This window comes from Serratia sp. 22264 (assembly GCF_052045345.1).
Lineage (GTDB): Bacteria > Pseudomonadota > Gammaproteobacteria > Enterobacterales > Enterobacteriaceae > Serratia > Serratia plymuthica.
The window spans coordinates 134,665-151,990 of record NZ_JBQEOY010000003.1 but is presented as its reverse complement, the minus strand read 5'-3'; the positions used below and the strand labels follow the sequence as shown (position 1 = coordinate 151,990).

Here is a 17,326-nt window from a genome sequence, read left to right as displayed (position 1 = left end):
GGCGGGTGGCCGCAGCCCCCGCCGTTCAGGCTATCAGGAAATAAAGGACGCGCCCTGCTTGAGCACCAGATCGCAGGCTTTTTGCTTCACTTTCTCGGTGATTTGCGAAACGCCCAGGTTGTTCAGATCCAGGCTTTTGCCTTCGCCGGTTTTCAACAGACCGCCCAGCCCTTGCTGGTAATCCTGGCTCTTGGCGTTTTCAGTGCTGCTGATGCCTAACTTACTCAGCAATTGGTCTTTCACCGCTTCGGTGCCATTGGCCGACAACACATTGTTTTTCACGCAATATTGCAGGATGCCGGCAGCGTTGGTCATGCTGCCGGCACTCAGCGCTTTATCGCCGCCATTCAGCAGGCCGGTCAGGGAAGACAGCGAGGTGCCGTCAGTGCTGCCCCCTGACTTGGTCAGTTCACCGGCGGCGCTGCTGATGGAATCCATCAGCCCGGCAGCCTGCGCTGCCCCGCAGGTCATAGCCGTGGTCAAGGTCAGCGCCAACAGTAAACGATGTTTGGTATTCATGGGGGTAAAGCTCCTGTTATTTCCCGAAAACGGCGCGCTCTACGCAATGCGCCGGGTCACCTCTTCCGACGCCATCGTTGCCGACAAGTTCCTTTTATCTGGTGCGGCAGCCGTTTTTCAGAATTCAGGTAATTTTTTTGGGGGGGAGAGCAGAGGGCCCAAAAGCCCGCTGGAAATCAGAACTGCCAGCGCAGCCAGGCGAAGAACACGTTGCCGTTGTTATAAGTGCCGGGAATGTAGGTCGCCTGGAAGGTCAGCTGTTTATAGCCGATCGACGCCAGCGGCAACGGCGCCGGGATAGGAATGTAGTTCCAGTTATCCCGCGCGGTAATGCTGGCGGTAAACCCCAGCCCCAGGCGGAAATCCTTGTCATCCAGCGGCCGCCAGATTTTCTCGTAAGCGTAACCGCCGATGGGTTCCCACTTATTGAACGAATCCTTGAACGCCATCAGATAGATACCGTGCCAGTCTCCGTCGCTATCGTAGCGCGAGATGCCATAACCGGCGCCCCAGGGCCGCTCATTGTACTTGTCGATGTGCTCGTCATCGTAAGTCCAGCGGTTATGCCAGGTGATGGCCGGCAGATAGATGTCTTTATTCGGCGAGTTATTCCAGGTTTCCGACACGTTATCGGTGAAACGCTGCCACAACCCCGGTTTTTCAGCCTGCACGGAATTGCTATTTCCTGCACCAACCTCTGCGTAAGAAGGTAGTGCAGGAAATACCAATGCCACCGAGCAAGCCAAAATTGTCCGTTTAAAAAACATCATAAAGCTCCTGTAAAATTAAGGCCGGGGATTCTTACCGATCGCATTGGCAAGATCAAGCTGTATCTTATTTATCCAAGATATTTTCCCTGCCCTGTTGTCACTTGGTTAAGTTTAGCTATCGGCAAGGAATATTTCCCCGCAGGTCCTATTCCGCGCGCTCAGCCTACTGCTCGCCAAATACCCCGTCTGTCGGAAAACTCCGCAATAATGGAAAGCTCCACGGCATGGGACGATCTTCGTCTTCACGCAAAGTGTAGCGAAATCGTTACTCCCGCCTGAGGGGGAAATGTGATGGCTACCCCATTTGCAACTGCGGCTGAAAGCCCACTTTTCAGGCCGCCCCCATCAAACCGAGGCCTGTCAGAATGCTGCATTTATGTAAATACAATGTTACATGAATGCAACATTGCAAATAACCGTTCAGGCTGGCGTTGGATCACCTGCAATTTAATGAGAGAACCCAGCGGAGATACTTAAAAAGAGTTATTTATGTTGAAAGATCATGCGGGAAAAGCAAAAAAGTAACGGCACTAAAAAACGGGGATTAACCCTGCCGGCAAAAGTACCGAGAGATTGCCGAACACCCCATTATCTGCGCACCCTATCCCGATTTTACTGGTCAATCAGATTTAATGAAAAATGCCACCGTCCAATAACCTTATTTTTAATATTGATTAATGGCAACGTAAACCCCCAAATACAATTCCGCCGTTTCCCACACCACCCCCTCAGCTTGAACAAGCGAGGAGTTTACATAATGGTTAAAACAAGCGAGAAAAACCCGTCTGCGCCAGAGCGGATTATTTCATTAATCGCCACACAACATCGCCGGCAAAGTATTTTGCTGATTTCTGCCTGATAAAAGAAAAGAGATAAAATCCGGAGAAACACATGAAAATCACTATTGGAGCCTTTATTCTGCAACAGCTCCGAACCCTGAGCATCGATCGTATTTATGGCGTGCCCGGCGATTATAACCTGGCACTGCTGGAACTGATTGAACAGCAAGGCGAACTTGAATTTATCGGTAATTGTAACGAACTGAACGCCTCTTATGCTGCCGACGGCTATGCGCGGTTGAAAGGTGCCGGAGCGCTAATCACTACCTACGGCGTTGGTGACCTGGCCGCGCTGTCCGGCATTGCCGGCGCCTATGCCGAATCCGCACCGGTGATCTGCCTGTCCGGCACCCCGCCGCTGCATGCGATGAAAAACCATGAACTGCTGCACCACACGCTGGCGGACGGTAACTTTGATAACGTCATGAACTGCTTTAAACAGTTCACCGTCGCCCAAGCATTAATCACACCGGAGAATGCGGCAGTGGAAATTCCGCGCGTTATTTCCCGCGCCTGGACGGAAAAGAAACCGGTTTATTTACAGTTGCCTTCCGATATTTGCGATGTAGAAATTGAAATAGCCCAGACGATCGCCCCACCGCAATTACCGCAAAGCGACCAATATAATGTCCAACTGGCGGCGATGGCGCTGCTGGCGCGCATCAAACAGGCGAAAAAACCGATTATTCTGGTCGACCAAATGGTGGATCGTTTTCAGCTACAGCAATTAGTTGTCGACGTCGCACATAAATTTGCGATCCCACTCACCAATATGCCGACGGCAAAATGCATTATCCCGGAAACCACCGCAGGCTGGATGGGGGGCTACAGCGGCGACCTGTCGCGCCCCGAGTTGTACGAACACATGGCGAACGCCGACTGCGTACTGACTTTCGGCGTACGCCTGGTCGATTCCACCACCGGGTATTTCTCGCATCGAATCCCTGCCGGCTCGCAAATTGATATTCAGCCTTTCTCGCTGAAACTGGGCAAGACCTCCTACCCGGCGGTAGCGGCGGCGGACCTGCTGCAAGCGCTGCTGGCGCTGGATAAAGGCATAGCGGCCCCGCCGCTGGCACCGCTCCCCGAACACAAGCACAGGCTGGCGACACCGGGCGAAGCGGCTCTCGATCAGGACTATTTCTGGCAACGGATGCAGCGCTTTATTCGGGCGGATGACGTGCTGGTGGTGGAGAACGGCACCTCAGGGGCGGCGATTGGCGGCATGCGCATGCCGGACGGCGTGAAAGTGGTTAATCAGCCGATCTGGGGGTCGATTGGTTATACTCTGCCGGCGCTGCTCGGCACCCTGATGGCCGCGCCACATCGTCGGCACCTGCTGTTTATTGGCGATGGATCCTTCCAGCTCACCGCCCAGGAAGTCTCCACCCTGCTGCGCTATGAGCAAGAGCCCATCATTTTCCTGATTAATAACGACGGCTACACCATAGAGCGCTACATTCTCGGGGAAAATTCGTCTTACAACGACATTGGCCCCTGGGATTACGCCAAACTGCCGGCGGTGCTCAACACCCAGGCTACGCCGTTCAGCGTGGCGGTCGAAACCACTCAACAGCTGGAGCTGGCGCTGGAACAGGCTTCACGCCAGGATCGGCTGGCCTTTATCGAAGTCAAGGTGCCGATGATGGATACCCCGCCGGTGATGAAAGAGTTCTGCAACCGCTGCAATAACTTCAACTTCGGCCTGACCAACCCGCGCCGCGCCTAACCGCGCCGTTATCCGCCGCTTCTCAGGAAGCGGCCGTTTTCCCCAGCGCCTGTACGATCCGCTGTTGCAGCCTTTGCAGCAGCGGATGATGCCGCCTGGCGCCCAGGCGCAGCGCATTCACCACTTCGGGCAGCGGCATGCTGCGTTCAAACCCGGCATCGACCTGCACCCGGCGATCGAGACATTGCTGGCTGAGCAGGCCAACCCCCATTCCCGCAGAAATAGCCACCAACATGCCGGCTATCGAGGGGCACTCAACGCAGACCCGGTAATCGATGCCCGCCGCGCTCAGGCGCTCCTCCGCCAGGCCGCGGTAAAAACAGTCCGGCCCGTAGCTCACCAGCTTCACCCTCTCGCCCGGCTGGTAATGCCACCCAGGCGGGACGCACCAATGAATGCGTTCGCTTTCCAACGCCACATCCTCGGTGCTCAGGGCATCGCGGAACTGCTGATGCAGCACCAGGTCGAGATCCCCTTTCGCGAGAGCAGCACGCAATACCTGGCTTTGTTCAATCACCAACTGCACGTCAACCTGCGGATGCTGATGGGTAAATGCCGTCAGCAAAGCGGCCAATTGGGCCAGCGGCATCTGTTCCGTGGCGCCAAAACGCACCACGCCCTGCAATGATGAAGGTGAAAAGTGGGCCAGCGCCCGATCGTGAGCCTGCAGGATGCGCCGTCCGTGCAGCAGCAGCGCCTCGCCGTCGGCGGTGGCGGTCAACATGCCGCCCTGACGATCGATCAGAATGCGCCCCAGTTGTTCCTCCAGCCGTTTGATTTTCCAGCTCACCGCCGACTGGCTGAGATTGAGCTGTTGCGCGGCGCGCGTCATGCTGCCGGTATCAATGACGCTTTGCAGCGCCCGTAATGCATCGATGGATAAACGTGGGGTCATCAGCACGCCATGACAAAAGTGGGATTTATTCACCATAACTTGTCATTGGCGTCATGAAAAGAGAATGCGTAGGTTGGGTACAGCCAACCCATGGAGAGATCATGATGAACGACTTCCCTACCCTGCTCGATCGGCACATTATCGTCGGTGGCCATCGCATTGCCGCCGGCGTGCACGGCGCAGGCGATCCGCTGGTGCTGGTGCACGGTACGCCCGCCCACTCGATAATCTGGCGTGACCTGCTGCCCAGGTTGACGTCTGCGGGCTTTCAGGTCCACCTCTACGATTTGCTGGGATTTGGCGCGTCAGAGCGCCCGCTGTCGGCAGACACGTCGATTGCCGCACAGGCGGAGCTGCTGATTGGGCTGCTGGACCACTGGCAACTGGATACCGCCCACGTCTTCGGTCACGATATTGGCGGCGCGCTGTCATTGCGTGCGGCGTTTAGCCATGCGGAGCGCTTTCGCTCGCTGACCATCGCGGATATTTGCAGCTACGATTCCTGGCCTTCTCCCACCTGGCGCGGCATTCGCGATAACTATCGTCAGTACGCCGTGATGGACGAGCGGCAGCATGAGCAAACCCTGGAGCGGCAACTGAAAATGGCGGTGTTCGACAAATCGCTGATGGAGGGTGAATTATTGCAGCGCTATTTGGCGCCGATCGTCGGCGTGGTCGGCCAACCGGCGTTCTATCAGCAGCAAATCGCCCATTACAACGCCCGCTATACTGAGGATTTCGCACAGCGCCTGCCCGAACTGCGCCTGCCGGTGCAGATCCTGTGGGGCGAAAACGATGAATGGCAACCGGTCAGTTACGCCTACCGTTTGCAGGCGGACATTCCCGATGCCAGGCTGCAGGTGATCCCCCGCGCGGGACATTTTCTCATGGAAGACGCGCCGGAGACGGTGGCACAACTGTTGGCGGCATTTATACATTCACTTTAAACGGGCAATATGCCCAGGAGAAAACCTGATGCAATTGATTGGCATGCTGGATTCACCCTATGTGCGCCGGGTGGCTATTTGCCTGAAATTATTGGGCATAGAATTTGAACACCGCGCCGTGTCGGTATTTAGCGATTTTGAACGATTCAAAACCCTCAATCCGGTGGTGAAAGCCCCGACGCTGGTGCTGGCCGACGATCAAATCCTGATGGATTCGTCGCTAATTCTGGAGTACGCCGCCGGGCTGGTTCCCGCCGGTCAGACCCTGTTGCCGGCGCACGGACCCGCACGGCTGCGCGCTTTGCAACTGACCGGGCTGGCGCTGGCCGCCTGCGAAAAAACGGTGCAAATCGTTTATGAACAACAACAGCGCCCGCAGGAGAAACAGCATCAGCCGTGGTTGGATCGCGTTCAGGGCCAATTGCTGGCGGCTTACGCCGAACTGGAAAAACTGCTGGCGCAAACCGCCGCCATACCGCAGGTTATCGGCAGCGCGGAGGTCAGCGTGGCGGTGGCCTGGAGCTTTACTCAACTGATGCTGCCCGAACGGATCACCGCGCAGGCGCACCCGGTGCTGGCGGCGTTTGCCGCCCAAACCGAGCGACACCCCGCGTTTATCAGCACCCCGCAGGTTTAACCCGCCGATGCGCGCGCCAGGCAACGCTGGCGCCGCTCATCCACCCGTTTGGCAAACCAGGCGGTGGTGAGTTTACGAGTGATTTTCGGGCTTTCCAGCTGGATGCCCGGCAGCATTTCACGCGGCAGTTTCTTGCCGGCCGTTTTTTCCGCCAGCGCATAGACTCGCTCATAAAGACGGGTGTCGGCAAATTCGAGCAGATCCCCTTTCTCCAACGCTCCGCGAATCGCCGAATCGCTCATATCCAACCTTTTGCCGAGCGTACGCACCGCCAGCTCGGTGGAGCCGGGCTTATCGGTGCCGTAGTTAATCAAGTCGCCGTCCAGCGCCAACGGAATGCCGGTCGCCCGGCTGACCGCACTCTGGAACGCCGCATTGCGGCTGGCGTACCAGCCGGCATTGAAATCGGCGAAGCGGTAGATCGGCTGGCTGTAGTCGGCCGGGTAGCCCAACAGGTGCGCGATGCCAAAGTACATACCGCCACGGCGACTGAACACTTCGCGGCGGATCGAACCGTCGATCGGGTACGGATACCCTTTGGCGTGCGCCTCGGCAAAGGCGATGCTCACCTGCATCGGCCCGGCGGTATGCACCGGGTTCAGGCTGCCGAACAGCTTTTGCCCCATCGGCACCGTATCGATCATGTCATCAAAGATATCGCTCAGATCCTTCTCGGTTCGCACTTTATCCAACCGCTCGCTGTAACTTTTGCCGTTCGGCGATTTGATCAGCAGTGCGGTATGCACCAGGAAGTTCGGGATATGCAACTGGTCGGCACGGCGGTCGATCTCTTTCCAGGCGATGCTGGGCAACCCCGCGACCGGTGGATTGGCCTGGAAGGTCGACTCTTGCTCGGTCACCGCCAACACCGAACACAGGTTTTCGGTGTTCGGTTCTATGCCCTGTGCGGCAAAGGCGGCGGTAATGTCGGTGGCCCAACCCTGGCGATCGGCCGCGTTGGCCGGCATCAGCCGCACCAGTTGCGCCTTGACGTCGGCGGGGCGATGCTCCGGCGCTGTCGTGGTTTTCGTAGTACAACCGGCCAGCACCAGCAGCGCGGCCAGGTTCAACGGACGCAAGGTCATCGAATTGATATAACGGCGAATTGACATCTTTTCCCTGATCGTTTGGCATAATCTGCACTGACGTTAGCCCAGCAGGAGAACGCGATCCAGTTAAAAATAGGCTAATCAGATCGCCTGGGCTTCAAAGCGGTAAACCGCGCCTTTCCTCCTCGCAGGCATTTTCAAAGAGCCAATAAACATGTATTTTATATGCAACATATAAAATCATTTTGTTCGCCCGCCACGCGCCGGCAACGCCCAGCCTCAGGAGAGACGCATGAACGATCTGCTTTGTTATAAAACGCTGCCGCAATGGAACAGCGCAACGCTGCCGGCCGCCTTCCAGCAAAAACACAATACCCAGGCCGGCACCTGGGCCAGGCTTACCCTGCTGAGCGGCACCCTGACCTTCGCGCTGATGACGCAAGAAGGTGAAACCACCGAAACCTGGCAGTTCAGCCCCGAGAGCCAACCGCCGTTTATCGAGCCGCAGCAATGGCACCGCATCGTTTCCTTCTCGGATGACATGATCTGCCAGTTGGCGTTCTACTGTTCGCCGGAAGATTACTACGCTAAAAAGTATGAGCTGACGCGCACCCACTCGGAGGTGATCGAAGCCGCGCGGCAAATCGCCCCCGGCAAGACGCTGGATCTGGGCTGCGGCGGCGGGCGCAATTCGCTTTACCTCAACCTGAAAGGCTTTGACGTCACCGCCTGGGACAAACACTCGCCGTCGATCGACAAGCTCAACGGCATCATCGACAGCGAAGCCCTGTCGCGCATCCGCGCCGGCACGCTGGACCTCAACACCCACTCTTTCAGCGGCGAATACGACTTTATTCTCTCCACCGTGGTGTTCATGTTCCTGAACCGGGAGCGGATCCCCTCGCTGGTGCAAGAGATGCAAAATGGCACCCTCAGCGGCGGCCATAACCTGATCGTCGCGGCGATGGATACCCCGGATTATCCGTGCAGCCTGCCCTTTCCGTTCACCTTTAAGCCAGGCGAGTTGAAAGACCATTACCGGGGCTGGGAAATTCTCAAGTACAACGAAGACGTTGGCCAACTGCACCGAACCGACACCGCCGGCAACCGCATTTCCCTGCGTTTCGCCACGCTGCTGGCACGAAAGCCCTAATCCTGAGCAAAAGATTGGCGTCAGCGCCGCGGATGTCGACTGACGCTATTTTCGGCAAACAACATGAAGTTTATTACGTTGCCAACCCACCTCTGCGGCGTTAGGATCGCGCACGGCTACGGGCGTAGCCAGTTTTTTTGCCTGTCAGTTCCGCGCATGGAGAGGTTATTGTGTTAGAAAGTTTTGGCGTCCTGAATCTTTGGACCTATCTGGCCGGGGTGATTTTCATCATCATCCTGCCGGGCCCGAATACGCTGTACGTACTGAAAACCGGGGTTTCACGCGGCGTACGCGCCGGCTATACCGCTGCACTGGGCGTGTTTATCGGCGATGCGATCCTGATCTTCTGCGCCTATATCGGCGTGGCCTCGTTGATCCGCACTACGCCGTTCCTGTTTACCCTGGTGCGTTTCCTCGGTGCGATTTACCTGCTGTTCCTGGGCGCAAAAATCCTCTACGCCACCTTTATCCAGAAAAACGCGGCGCAGCAACAGCAGGTTGAAGGCGGCCACAGCATCCTGCGCAAATCGCTGACGCTGAGCCTGACCAACCCGAAGGCGATTTTGTTTTACGTGTCGTTCTTCGTGCAGTTTATCGATTTCAACTATGCCCACACCGGCCTGTCGTTCACTATCCTGGCCGTGATCCTCGAGTCGGTCAGCTTTATCTACATGACTACGCTGATCTTCTCGGGCGCAATGCTGGCGCACTTCTTTAACCATAAGAAAGGGCTGGCAAAACTGGGCAACGGCCTGATTGGCCTGCTGTTCCTCGGCTTCGCCACCCGCCTGGCGACGCTCAGCTCATAATATTGTTTAGCAACGGCTGAGCGCCTCAGCCGTTGCCTCCTCGCAGGCTGTCACGCAGCACAAACCGAATGTCAGGCAGACAAAAGGCGATCCCGGCCGCCTGTTGTAGGCTTTGAAGGTTAACGATAACGACCTTTTTTGTCTGACAGGAGGGCGTATGCCTGACAATACCCAAGCAGTGATGGACAGCGTTTCGCGTTTTCTCGATCGTCAACACGGGCTGTATATCGACGGTCAATGGTGCGAGTCCAGCGCCGATGACCGGTTGGCGGTGTATAACCCCGCCGACGGGCAACAAATCTCCTCCACCGCCGATGCCAACGCACAGGACGTAGCCCGTGCGGTGCAATCGGCCCATAAAGCCTTCACAATCGGAGCTTGGGCACAGCGCTTGCCGGCCGAACGCGAGCGTATTTTGCTGCGCTATGCCGATCTGGTTGAACAACACGCCGAAGAGTTGGCCCAGTTGGAAACGCTGGAACAGGGCAAATCGATCAATATCGCCCGCGCCTTTGAAGTGGGCTGCACGCTGAACTGGATGCGCTATACCGCCGGGCTGACCACCAAGATTGCCGGTCAGACCCTGGATGTGTCGATCCCGATGCCGCCGGGCGCAAAATATCAGGTTTACACCCGTAAAGAGCCGATTGGCGTGGTGGCCGGCATAGTGCCGTGGAACTTCCCGCTGATGATCGGCATGTGGAAGGTGATGCCGGCGCTGGCGGCAGGCTGTTCGATCGTGATCAAGCCGTCTGAAACCACCCCGCTGACGCTGCTGCGCATGGCCGAACTGGCCACCGAGGCCGGCGTTCCGCCGGGCGTATTCAACGTGGTGACCGGCCGTGGCACCGGTTGCGGCAAGGCGCTGACCGAACACCCGTTGATCGCCAAAGTGAGCTTTACCGGCTCCACCCCGGTAGGTAAAAGCATCGCACGCAGCGCGGCGGATCGCCTGACGCGCGTCACGCTGGAACTAGGTGGTAAAAACCCGGCCATCGTGCTGAAAGACGCGGATCCGCAGCAGGTGATCGAAGGCCTGATGATGGGCAGCTTCCTCAACCAGGGCCAGGTGTGCGCCGCCAGTTCGCGGATTTACATCGAAGCGCCGATTTACGACAGGCTGGTGGCCGGGTTCGAACAGGCGGTGAAATCGCTGTCGGTCGGGCCGGGCATGGATGCCACGGCACAGATAAACCCGCTGGTCTCACGCGATCACCGCAATAAAGTGGCAGCCTATCTGGATGATGCCAGAGCCAAGCACGCAGAGTTGATCAGCGGCGCTGCCGGGCCGGATGCGCAAGGATTTTACATCCCGCCGACGCTGGTGATTAACCCGGACGACAAGCTGAACCTGACGCGTGAAGAAGTGTTTGGCCCGGTGGTCAATTTGATCCGGGTCGCGGACGCCGAAGAAGCGCTGAGCAAGGCCAACGACACCGACTACGGCCTGACCGCCAGCCTGTGGACCACCAGCCTGCAACAGGCGATGGCTTTAACGCCGCGCATTCAGGCCGGCACGGTGTGGGTCAATACGCATACGTTGATCGACGCCAACATGCCGTTCGGCGGCTTCAAACAGTCCGGCAGCGGCCGCGATTTCGGCCCCGACTGGCTGGACGCCTATACCGAAACCAAATCGGTGTGCATTCGCTATTGAGAATCGGCTAAATCATCAGGGCGCCGCCTGCGGCGCTACTGATACTGCTTGCGGTACTCGCTCGGCGAGACGCCAAAGCGGGCTTTGAAGGCGGTAGAAAAGTGGCTGTGATCGGTAAAGCCCCAGTCATAGCCGACCGTGGCCAGTTTTTGCCGCCCCGGCGCGCTGCGCAAGGCCTGCGCGCACTGGTCCAGGCGGCGGTTCTTGATGTACTGGGCCACCACCAGCCCCTGACGGGCGAACATCCGGTACAGACTGCGTACCGAAACGCCAAGCTCCCCGGCGATCCACTCGGGCCGCAACTGCTCCGACTGAATATGCGTATCAATAAACGCCAGCGAACGGGCGAAGAGTTGCGGCTGCACTTCGGAAACCGCATCACGGCCGATAAGCGCCGGGCGCAGCAACGTCGCCACCGCGTTCAGGATCGCCTCGCTCTCTGCGGCGCTCATCTGCGGGTCCTGCATACTGCCCAATACCAACTGCCGGCTGAGCCGCACCACGCTGTTTTCCGCCTCAATCCGCCGTGCGCACGGCAAGTCGGCAACGCCCAGAGGCTGTTCGATATAGCTGCGCGGCATCAGTAAGGAAATTTGGCGGGAGTCTTGTTGAAAGGTAAAGCTGCTGGGCCGTGCAGCGTCTATTAACGTGATGTCACCGGCGGACAACACGGCCTGCCGGTCGCCTTGCTCCATCAATGCACTGCCGCGCAGTTGAAAGACGGTAAAAAAGTGCGAGCCGTCGCTGCGGGCAATCTCCTGCGGCGTACGATACAGACGGGTTTGGGCGGCATCCACTACGCTCAGGCGCAGCGCGTGCGCGCGAAACTCCTGTATCGCGCCGCTAAACCCCGGCCCCAGCGTCTTGGCGCAGAACCGGCCGCAGGCGGAATTGATTTTCCCCAACCACGCCTCAAATCCGGCGTCTCTGACCTGTGCGGAAATTGCCATGTTTTTCCCCTTCAAACGCCCGCGATAAAACCGCGAGCGTTGCTGAACAGAAAATAAACATAACAATCCGATAACACACAATCAACGCCGGGACGGCGATCTGGCGCAGGGATCACAAATTGTACATTTCGCCATGCACAAATGAAAAACCCGGCCGTAGCCGGGTCGGTCATACAAGATGGAGGGTTACAAAACGTTAAAGTTGACGTTACCGATATACAGCGACGCCCCCGTGGGCAAATTGGTCAGATCGATATAGAACAGTAGCCATTGCTGGCTGCCATCGGCAATGTTACGCGGTGCCTGCCCGCTGCCAACGTTGAAATCGCTGGCGTTGCCAAACATGTTGATTGCCGTCGTTGGCGTCGTGGTTACATTGACCGAGCCGAAGTTCCAGGTGTCCTTAACGTTGGAGAAATAATAGCCCGCAGGTGCGGTTACGCTGCGGATCCCTTCACCGGAAAATGCGTAACCGGCAGCGGTAGTAAACGCCACCGATCCCATAACCTGCACGCGACAGTAAGGCACCCTGCCCTCACCCATTGCCATCGGAATAGCAATGCGCTGGCTGCCCGTGGTGTCGGCCGTTTTCCTGATTTCAATCACCTTGCCGGTAAAAGCAGATCCGGCCGGCGGATAAACGGTTTGCACCAGATAGTTGGCAGCGGTAAATGCGTAGCCGTACAAGGTAGCTAAATAAGAGGTGACCTGTTCTGCCGTTTGCAGCTTAAGCATTTTATTGTTTTTAGACGTTAATGGCTGCAACACCGGGCATTGGTTTTGATTAACCATCATACAACCGTGGGTTTTTAACTGCCCCTCCCCAGACAACAATGCCGCATGCCCGAAAGTATTCTCAAACTCACAGTCCTGCAGGATCACTTGGCTGTGGTATTGCTGGGCATCAAAATAGGACGGTGCGGTGATTTGCGTATTGGTTGTGCCGTAAAACTTGGTACCCACGGCACTGAAACTGCCGTCGCCGGTAATCACTACGCGGCTGTCAGCAATATTGCTGTTAATCTCCATATGCCCGCCAAGCATACATACGCGCGCATTTTTGATCAGAAAACCAAACTTTTGATAATCGACAGAACAGTTGACGAAATTATGCGCTCCCCCTTCCAGGTTCAGCACGCCGCCATTGCCAAAGGTGCAGTTGGTGTAGCTGAAGTTCTCGCCCGCATCGGCGATACCGGCAGGGTAATAAACATCCCCCCCTGAGTTTTGCGAAAAATAGCTATCATAAAAACGGACCAAATAGGCGCGAGCACCATACCGAACCGCCGGAGCCGTATGGAAATGGTAGAATTTCGCCTCGCGCACCACACAGCGGCAGAAGCGGAAATCCCCCGCCACACCTTCGCCTTCAAACAGCATCGCCATTACGCCCTGATTAATGCTGCCGCTGTCGATACGGTTAGGGCTGCAAGAATACATTTCCAGCTTTTCCAACGTACATTCAATGGTCGGTCGATTTTTCTCGTTATACAGGCGCAATAAAGCTTTCGGGGCATTCACATCCTGGTTAAAACCTTCGTTGGCAAAGATAGCGCCGCCATTGGCATACAGGTTGACGCGCGTATTCCAGGTAACGGTAGAGCTAAAACCATACTGCCGATTCCCTTTGAAACGCACCCCCGCCGGCTTGGGCGTCCAGTTAATATAAGTACCGCCTGGTGGAGTGCTCGAAACAATCACCGTACCAACCAGCCAGGCCAGCATGAGGTTAAATGCCGGAGCGTTGTCATAACCATCGTTAACGAAATTACCCGATTTATTACGGTAGAAAGGTCGGGCTCCCCACCACTCCGGATCGACGCAGTCTTCAACAACCCGTTCCCAGATAACGTTATTGGCGTCTTTAATCAACATCACGCCATCGATATCCCAGCGATCTACCGTCGGGCTGGTGGTCTGTTTGATGAACCGGCCCCCGGTGTAGCTGTCGGTCACGACAATTTCTTCTGTATTACTGCTGTTTAACGCAACGTCATTCAGCGTTGCAACATAGTAAACGGTACTCGATGAAGGTAATGACATAGATGACTCCTTGGCAAATATGGCAAGAGTCAGTGAACTCCAGCCGGGAGCCACAACTATATCGACCTGGAAAAACAGAAGTTATCACTGTACGTCTGCTGACGGATGGCAGAACAGGTTGGAAAAACTAAATTAAGGTGCAGCGTGAATATCCTGCACCTTAAGTTCGCTGAATGTCAGGGCTGCGTATCCAACAAATACCGGACCACGGCCGCGAACTCCTGCGCGTAGCCGTCGATGCTGGTACTCGCCATACCGGCGTTATCGATCTTGTATTTGCCGGAAACATAAAACGACGGCGTCGCACGCACGTCCAGCGCCTTCACCGCCTCATTTTGCTTGGCTATCAGGCCTTTCACCAACAGGCTTTGGCGCGCATTTTCATAAGCGGCCGCATCCACGCCGGCGGCGCTGAACACCCGCTGGATATCCTCAACGCTGTTGATGGCGCGCTTCTTTTGCAGCTCGTCAAACAGCAGCCCTTCAATTTTATCCTCAATCCCCAGCACCATCGCCACCGACCAGGCCTCGGTCAGTTCGTTACCCAGCTTGCCCATCAGGCCAACGTGATACTTGGTCAGTTTACTGCCGGCAGGCAGCGCCTGGCTGACGGTACTGCCAACATGGTAGGTGTCGGCAAACTGATAGCAGGGGCCGCAGTAGAAGGAGAAGAATTCCACTACCGCAGGGGCGGAGGCCACCGGCTTATCCAGGCGGGTATATTGATCGCCTTCGCGATAATCCGCCGCAGTGGCGGCAGGAAGCAATAACATCAGTAGCACAGCGGTGATCAATCGATTCATTTTAGCCAACATAAACACTCCCGTTTCAGATTCGACTATTGTCCCTAACGGCGGTGTTTATAATAAAATTATCGGTTCAAGGCCAGTTTTATTACCTTCTGTTTATAGGAGGTTGACACACATCAAAATCAAAGCCTGAAAACCAGCGTTTCATTGGTATTCTCCACCTCAACCACTATCCTTGAAAAAGGAGAGTGAAATGCAAAGAATCCCGCGACTGGAGCCGGCGATATAGAGGTAAAAATGACACTGATTAATAAAAACGTGGGTGAATATGACTTCACTGCGGAAAAGAAAGGAGGGATGATCACCGGAACCATCAGCGGCGAGTTTCCGGACAGCGACGCTAACCTTCCTCTTCTGCCCTTCTCCGGCACTTTTTCAGCGCCTTCTGTCGCGGGGGCGATTGCGGATATTACGCGACAGTTCCCTGACATAGAACCCGCGATCGTCGATTTACTGCGAGAAGAGATGCTCAAGGCTGGGTTTTAGCCCGTATTATCTCAGTCGGCCGACATTCCCCGATTAGAATAATCTTACTTACGGAATCTTTTCGGTTTGCCTACTCTTTCCATATTGCTAACCTCCGCGTCGGAAGATAATACTAGCCACCTCGATTTAGTGACAAAGGTTATATTATGCGTCGTATTCTGATGTTCATCAGCGCGGTGACTATTAGCGCAATGCTGTCCGGCTGTTTATTCCCACCTCCGGGTGGCGGTGGTGGTGGCGGGCGAGGTGGCCCAGGCGGACCCGGTTATCACTTTAACGCACCACGCTAAATAATAGCCCCTTCAATAGGGGGCTTAATAAAAATATATTTATCAGAACTCAGGGTGTAATAATGAAAAAACGGATGCTTATCATCGCCGCCGTAATGGCGTTAAATAGCGTACAGGTCTTCGCGGCGCCACCGGTAAATGAACCTAATGAAAAACCGATAATTCACCAGAATAATAAAAAACCGCATGACAATAAAATGCCGCCAAAGCCGCATCACAATAAAAAAACTCTCAGGAAAACGCACAAACCAGCACCGGAAAAACGCGCGCCAGAGGTTCGCCCCGAGCGCAGCCATGGTGCCGGTTATTGAATCTGCGGCCGCTCAAACAGCGGACAAAAAACACCCCAGGATGATCAGGTGGGCGTAGCATGCAGCGCCCCGACGAAGGGAAGCGAGCCTACCAGGGCGGTTTAGGCTGGACAGGCGAAAAGGCTGCGTCAGCGGTGGCTGACGCAGCGCGGTAACCTTAGTTTTTGTGCAGTTGAATGCGCACTACGCTTTCCGGTTTGCCGGCCTTGGTGCTCGCACCGTCATTTTTCACCGTCACGAACAGCACATTATTGCGCGTATCCAGCGCCAGGCTATTAGGGTGCGGCGGCAGCGCCACGGTTTGCAGGCGCTTGAGGGTGTTCGAATCAAACACCGTCAAGGTGCCCGCCCCCTGCTCGACGCGGATCCCATTACGGTTGGCAACGTACAGGCGTTGGTTGCCGTCGTCCAACAGCAGGCCGATCGGCACTTCATCCGTCAATTCGCTGGCCAGCACCTTGCCGCTGTCCGCATCCAGAGCAAACACCCGGTGCCCGCTGCTGCGCTTGACATAGTCGTGCTCCAGATGAGTGTTGCGGTAGTCGTCACGATCGATCCCCTGATCCACCCCTAACAAACGGTTATTCTTGCCGTCATACACCAGGTTCAGCAATTGATCCGCCTGGATCTCTTTCGTCGAGGTGATTGCCAGCGTATCGGCATTCAGGGTGATCAACTGCCCCTGCATGTTGGAGACAAATACCCGCCGCCCTTTCTCGTCGAGCGTGATGCCCACCGCGTTATAGCCAAAACCGGGAATGATTTTTTCCAGCTTGTTATTGCGGGTATCGACCACAAACAGCACGCTATCCACGCCAAACCCCAGTCCCGGCAGGAACAGACGCCCGGTCTGCGCGTCATATTTCACCTCGCGGATCCGGTACTGGTAATCCTCGGTGATCTTGAAGCGCTTAAGCTCCTTGAGCAGGAACTCCAGCCGTTTGCCGCTGATGCCCGCCTGTTTGTAGGTCTGCTCAAGCATCGTCTTTTCGGTCACCGGGATGCTGCTCAGCGCACGGTTGGTCTGAGTATCCACCACGCCGACCGAACCGTTGAAGCCCTGCGTCAGATACAGCCGTTTACCGGCATCATCCAGCGCCACGCCAAACCCCTTAACCTGCAGCGGGATCTCCGCCTGCACCGCCAGCGTTGCCGGATCCAGGCGCAGCACGCGAGAACGCGCCTCTTCCTTCCAGTCCGGCGCGCTGACGAACAGCGACTGCTGGCTTGGGCTGTAGGCTATCTCCACCAGCGTAGACGACAACGCCTGACGCTGGATATCCTCTGGTTTGATCCCGGCATCGCGGGCCTGTGCCGCGCCGGCCACCACCAACGAGGTTGCAATCAACAGCGACAGTAAGGCGCGGGGTGTTCCTATTGTTCCAGACATGCGTTTATCTCCTTGAAATAATAAAGCCCGTTAGGGTGAACAA

At 56.2% G+C, this 17,326-nt stretch carries 16 protein-coding genes; 8 read left to right on the top strand and 8 right to left on the bottom strand.

All coding sequences use genetic code 11. The features are described from left to right. Positions 1–33 precede the first annotated feature (33 nt). The gene (locus tag ACTJJ1_RS14115; RefSeq protein WP_440834149.1) at positions 34–519 is read right to left on the bottom strand and encodes a DUF2501 domain-containing protein; all 486 of its coding nucleotides are present in this window, start codon (positions 517–519) and stop codon (positions 34–36) included. A 176-nt stretch (positions 520–695) separates the two neighbouring features. Beyond that, positions 696–1,289, bottom strand: a complete 594-nt coding sequence (pagP, locus tag ACTJJ1_RS14110; protein WP_004949135.1) for a lipid IV(A) palmitoyltransferase PagP — start codon at positions 1,287–1,289, stop codon at positions 696–698. 891 nt (positions 1,290–2,180) lie between these two features. Between pagP and ACTJJ1_RS14105 the strand changes: the two genes are divergently transcribed. After that, a complete protein-coding gene (locus tag ACTJJ1_RS14105) occupies positions 2,181–3,857 on the top strand; it encodes an alpha-keto acid decarboxylase family protein (RefSeq protein WP_440834146.1) in 1,677 nt (558 codons plus the stop codon). Positions 3,858–3,879: 22 nt separating this feature from the next. Here ACTJJ1_RS14105 and ACTJJ1_RS14100 read toward each other — a convergent pair whose 3' ends face one another. Continuing rightward, positions 3,880–4,788 carry a LysR family transcriptional regulator gene (locus tag ACTJJ1_RS14100; RefSeq protein ID WP_440834144.1) on the bottom strand — a complete coding sequence of 303 codons (909 nt, stop codon included), beginning with the start codon at positions 4,786–4,788 and terminating at the stop codon, positions 3,880–3,882. A gap of 65 nt (positions 4,789–4,853) precedes the next feature. Between ACTJJ1_RS14100 and ACTJJ1_RS14095 the strand changes: the two genes are divergently transcribed. Continuing rightward, positions 4,854–5,699 (top strand): alpha/beta fold hydrolase, encoded by an 846-nt coding sequence (locus ACTJJ1_RS14095; protein WP_006323848.1) that lies wholly within the window; start codon positions 4,854–4,856, stop codon positions 5,697–5,699. A 28-nt stretch (positions 5,700–5,727) separates the two neighbouring features. Beyond that, the gene (locus ACTJJ1_RS14090) at positions 5,728–6,336 is read left to right on the top strand and encodes a glutathione S-transferase N-terminal domain-containing protein (RefSeq protein ID WP_440834142.1); all 609 of its coding nucleotides are present in this window, start codon (positions 5,728–5,730) and stop codon (positions 6,334–6,336) included. Here ACTJJ1_RS14090 and ACTJJ1_RS14085 read toward each other — a convergent pair. After that, positions 6,333–7,448, bottom strand: a complete 1,116-nt coding sequence (locus tag ACTJJ1_RS14085) for a DUF1615 domain-containing protein (RefSeq protein WP_440834140.1) — start codon at positions 7,446–7,448, stop codon at positions 6,333–6,335. The two genes, ACTJJ1_RS14090 and ACTJJ1_RS14085, sit on opposite strands and share 4 nt — an antisense overlap. Before the next feature lie 229 nt (positions 7,449–7,677). Between ACTJJ1_RS14085 and tehB the strand changes: the two genes are divergently transcribed. From tehB to ACTJJ1_RS14070, 3 genes are all read left to right on the top strand, one after another. After that, positions 7,678–8,538: an SAM-dependent methyltransferase TehB gene (tehB, locus tag ACTJJ1_RS14080; RefSeq protein WP_440834138.1), complete on the top strand. Its 861-nt coding sequence runs from the start codon at positions 7,678–7,680 to the stop codon at positions 8,536–8,538. 170 nt (positions 8,539–8,708) lie between these two features. Further along, entirely contained in the window at positions 8,709–9,347 is a 639-nt protein-coding gene (gene leuE, locus ACTJJ1_RS14075) for a leucine efflux protein LeuE (RefSeq protein ID WP_006321256.1), read from the top strand. Positions 9,348–9,504: 157 nt separating this feature from the next. After that, a complete protein-coding gene (locus tag ACTJJ1_RS14070; protein WP_440834135.1) occupies positions 9,505–11,004 on the top strand; it encodes an aldehyde dehydrogenase family protein in 1,500 nt (499 codons plus the stop codon). Between the two features lie 35 nt (positions 11,005–11,039). On the opposite strand, the gene feaR is transcribed toward ACTJJ1_RS14070, so the two are convergent. The 3 genes from feaR to ACTJJ1_RS14055 form a co-directional block, all read right to left on the bottom strand. Next, on the bottom strand, positions 11,040–11,954 hold the full coding sequence (feaR, locus tag ACTJJ1_RS14065; RefSeq protein WP_440834133.1) for a transcriptional regulator FeaR: 915 nt from the start codon (positions 11,952–11,954) through the stop codon (positions 11,040–11,042). Positions 11,955–12,140: 186 nt separating this feature from the next. After that, positions 12,141–13,997 carry a hypothetical protein gene (locus tag ACTJJ1_RS14060; protein WP_122288742.1) on the bottom strand — a complete coding sequence of 619 codons (1,857 nt, stop codon included), beginning with the start codon at positions 13,995–13,997 and terminating at the stop codon, positions 12,141–12,143. 176 nt (positions 13,998–14,173) lie between these two features. Further along, a complete protein-coding gene (locus ACTJJ1_RS14055; RefSeq protein ID WP_440834131.1) occupies positions 14,174–14,812 on the bottom strand; it encodes a DsbA family protein in 639 nt (212 codons plus the stop codon). 231 nt (positions 14,813–15,043) lie between these two features. Here ACTJJ1_RS14055 and ACTJJ1_RS14050 point away from each other — a divergent pair, with 231 nt between their 5' ends. Continuing rightward, positions 15,044–15,292: a hypothetical protein gene (locus ACTJJ1_RS14050; protein WP_004949113.1), complete on the top strand. Its 249-nt coding sequence runs from the start codon at positions 15,044–15,046 to the stop codon at positions 15,290–15,292. Between the two features lie 352 nt (positions 15,293–15,644). Beyond that, the gene (locus tag ACTJJ1_RS14045; RefSeq protein WP_440834129.1) at positions 15,645–15,893 is read left to right on the top strand and encodes a hypothetical protein; all 249 of its coding nucleotides are present in this window, start codon (positions 15,645–15,647) and stop codon (positions 15,891–15,893) included. Between the two features lie 157 nt (positions 15,894–16,050). Here ACTJJ1_RS14045 and ACTJJ1_RS14040 read toward each other — a convergent pair whose 3' ends face one another. Continuing rightward, positions 16,051–17,283: a YncE family protein gene (locus ACTJJ1_RS14040; protein ID WP_004949110.1), complete on the bottom strand. Its 1,233-nt coding sequence runs from the start codon at positions 17,281–17,283 to the stop codon at positions 16,051–16,053. Positions 17,284–17,326: the final 43 nt, after the last annotated feature.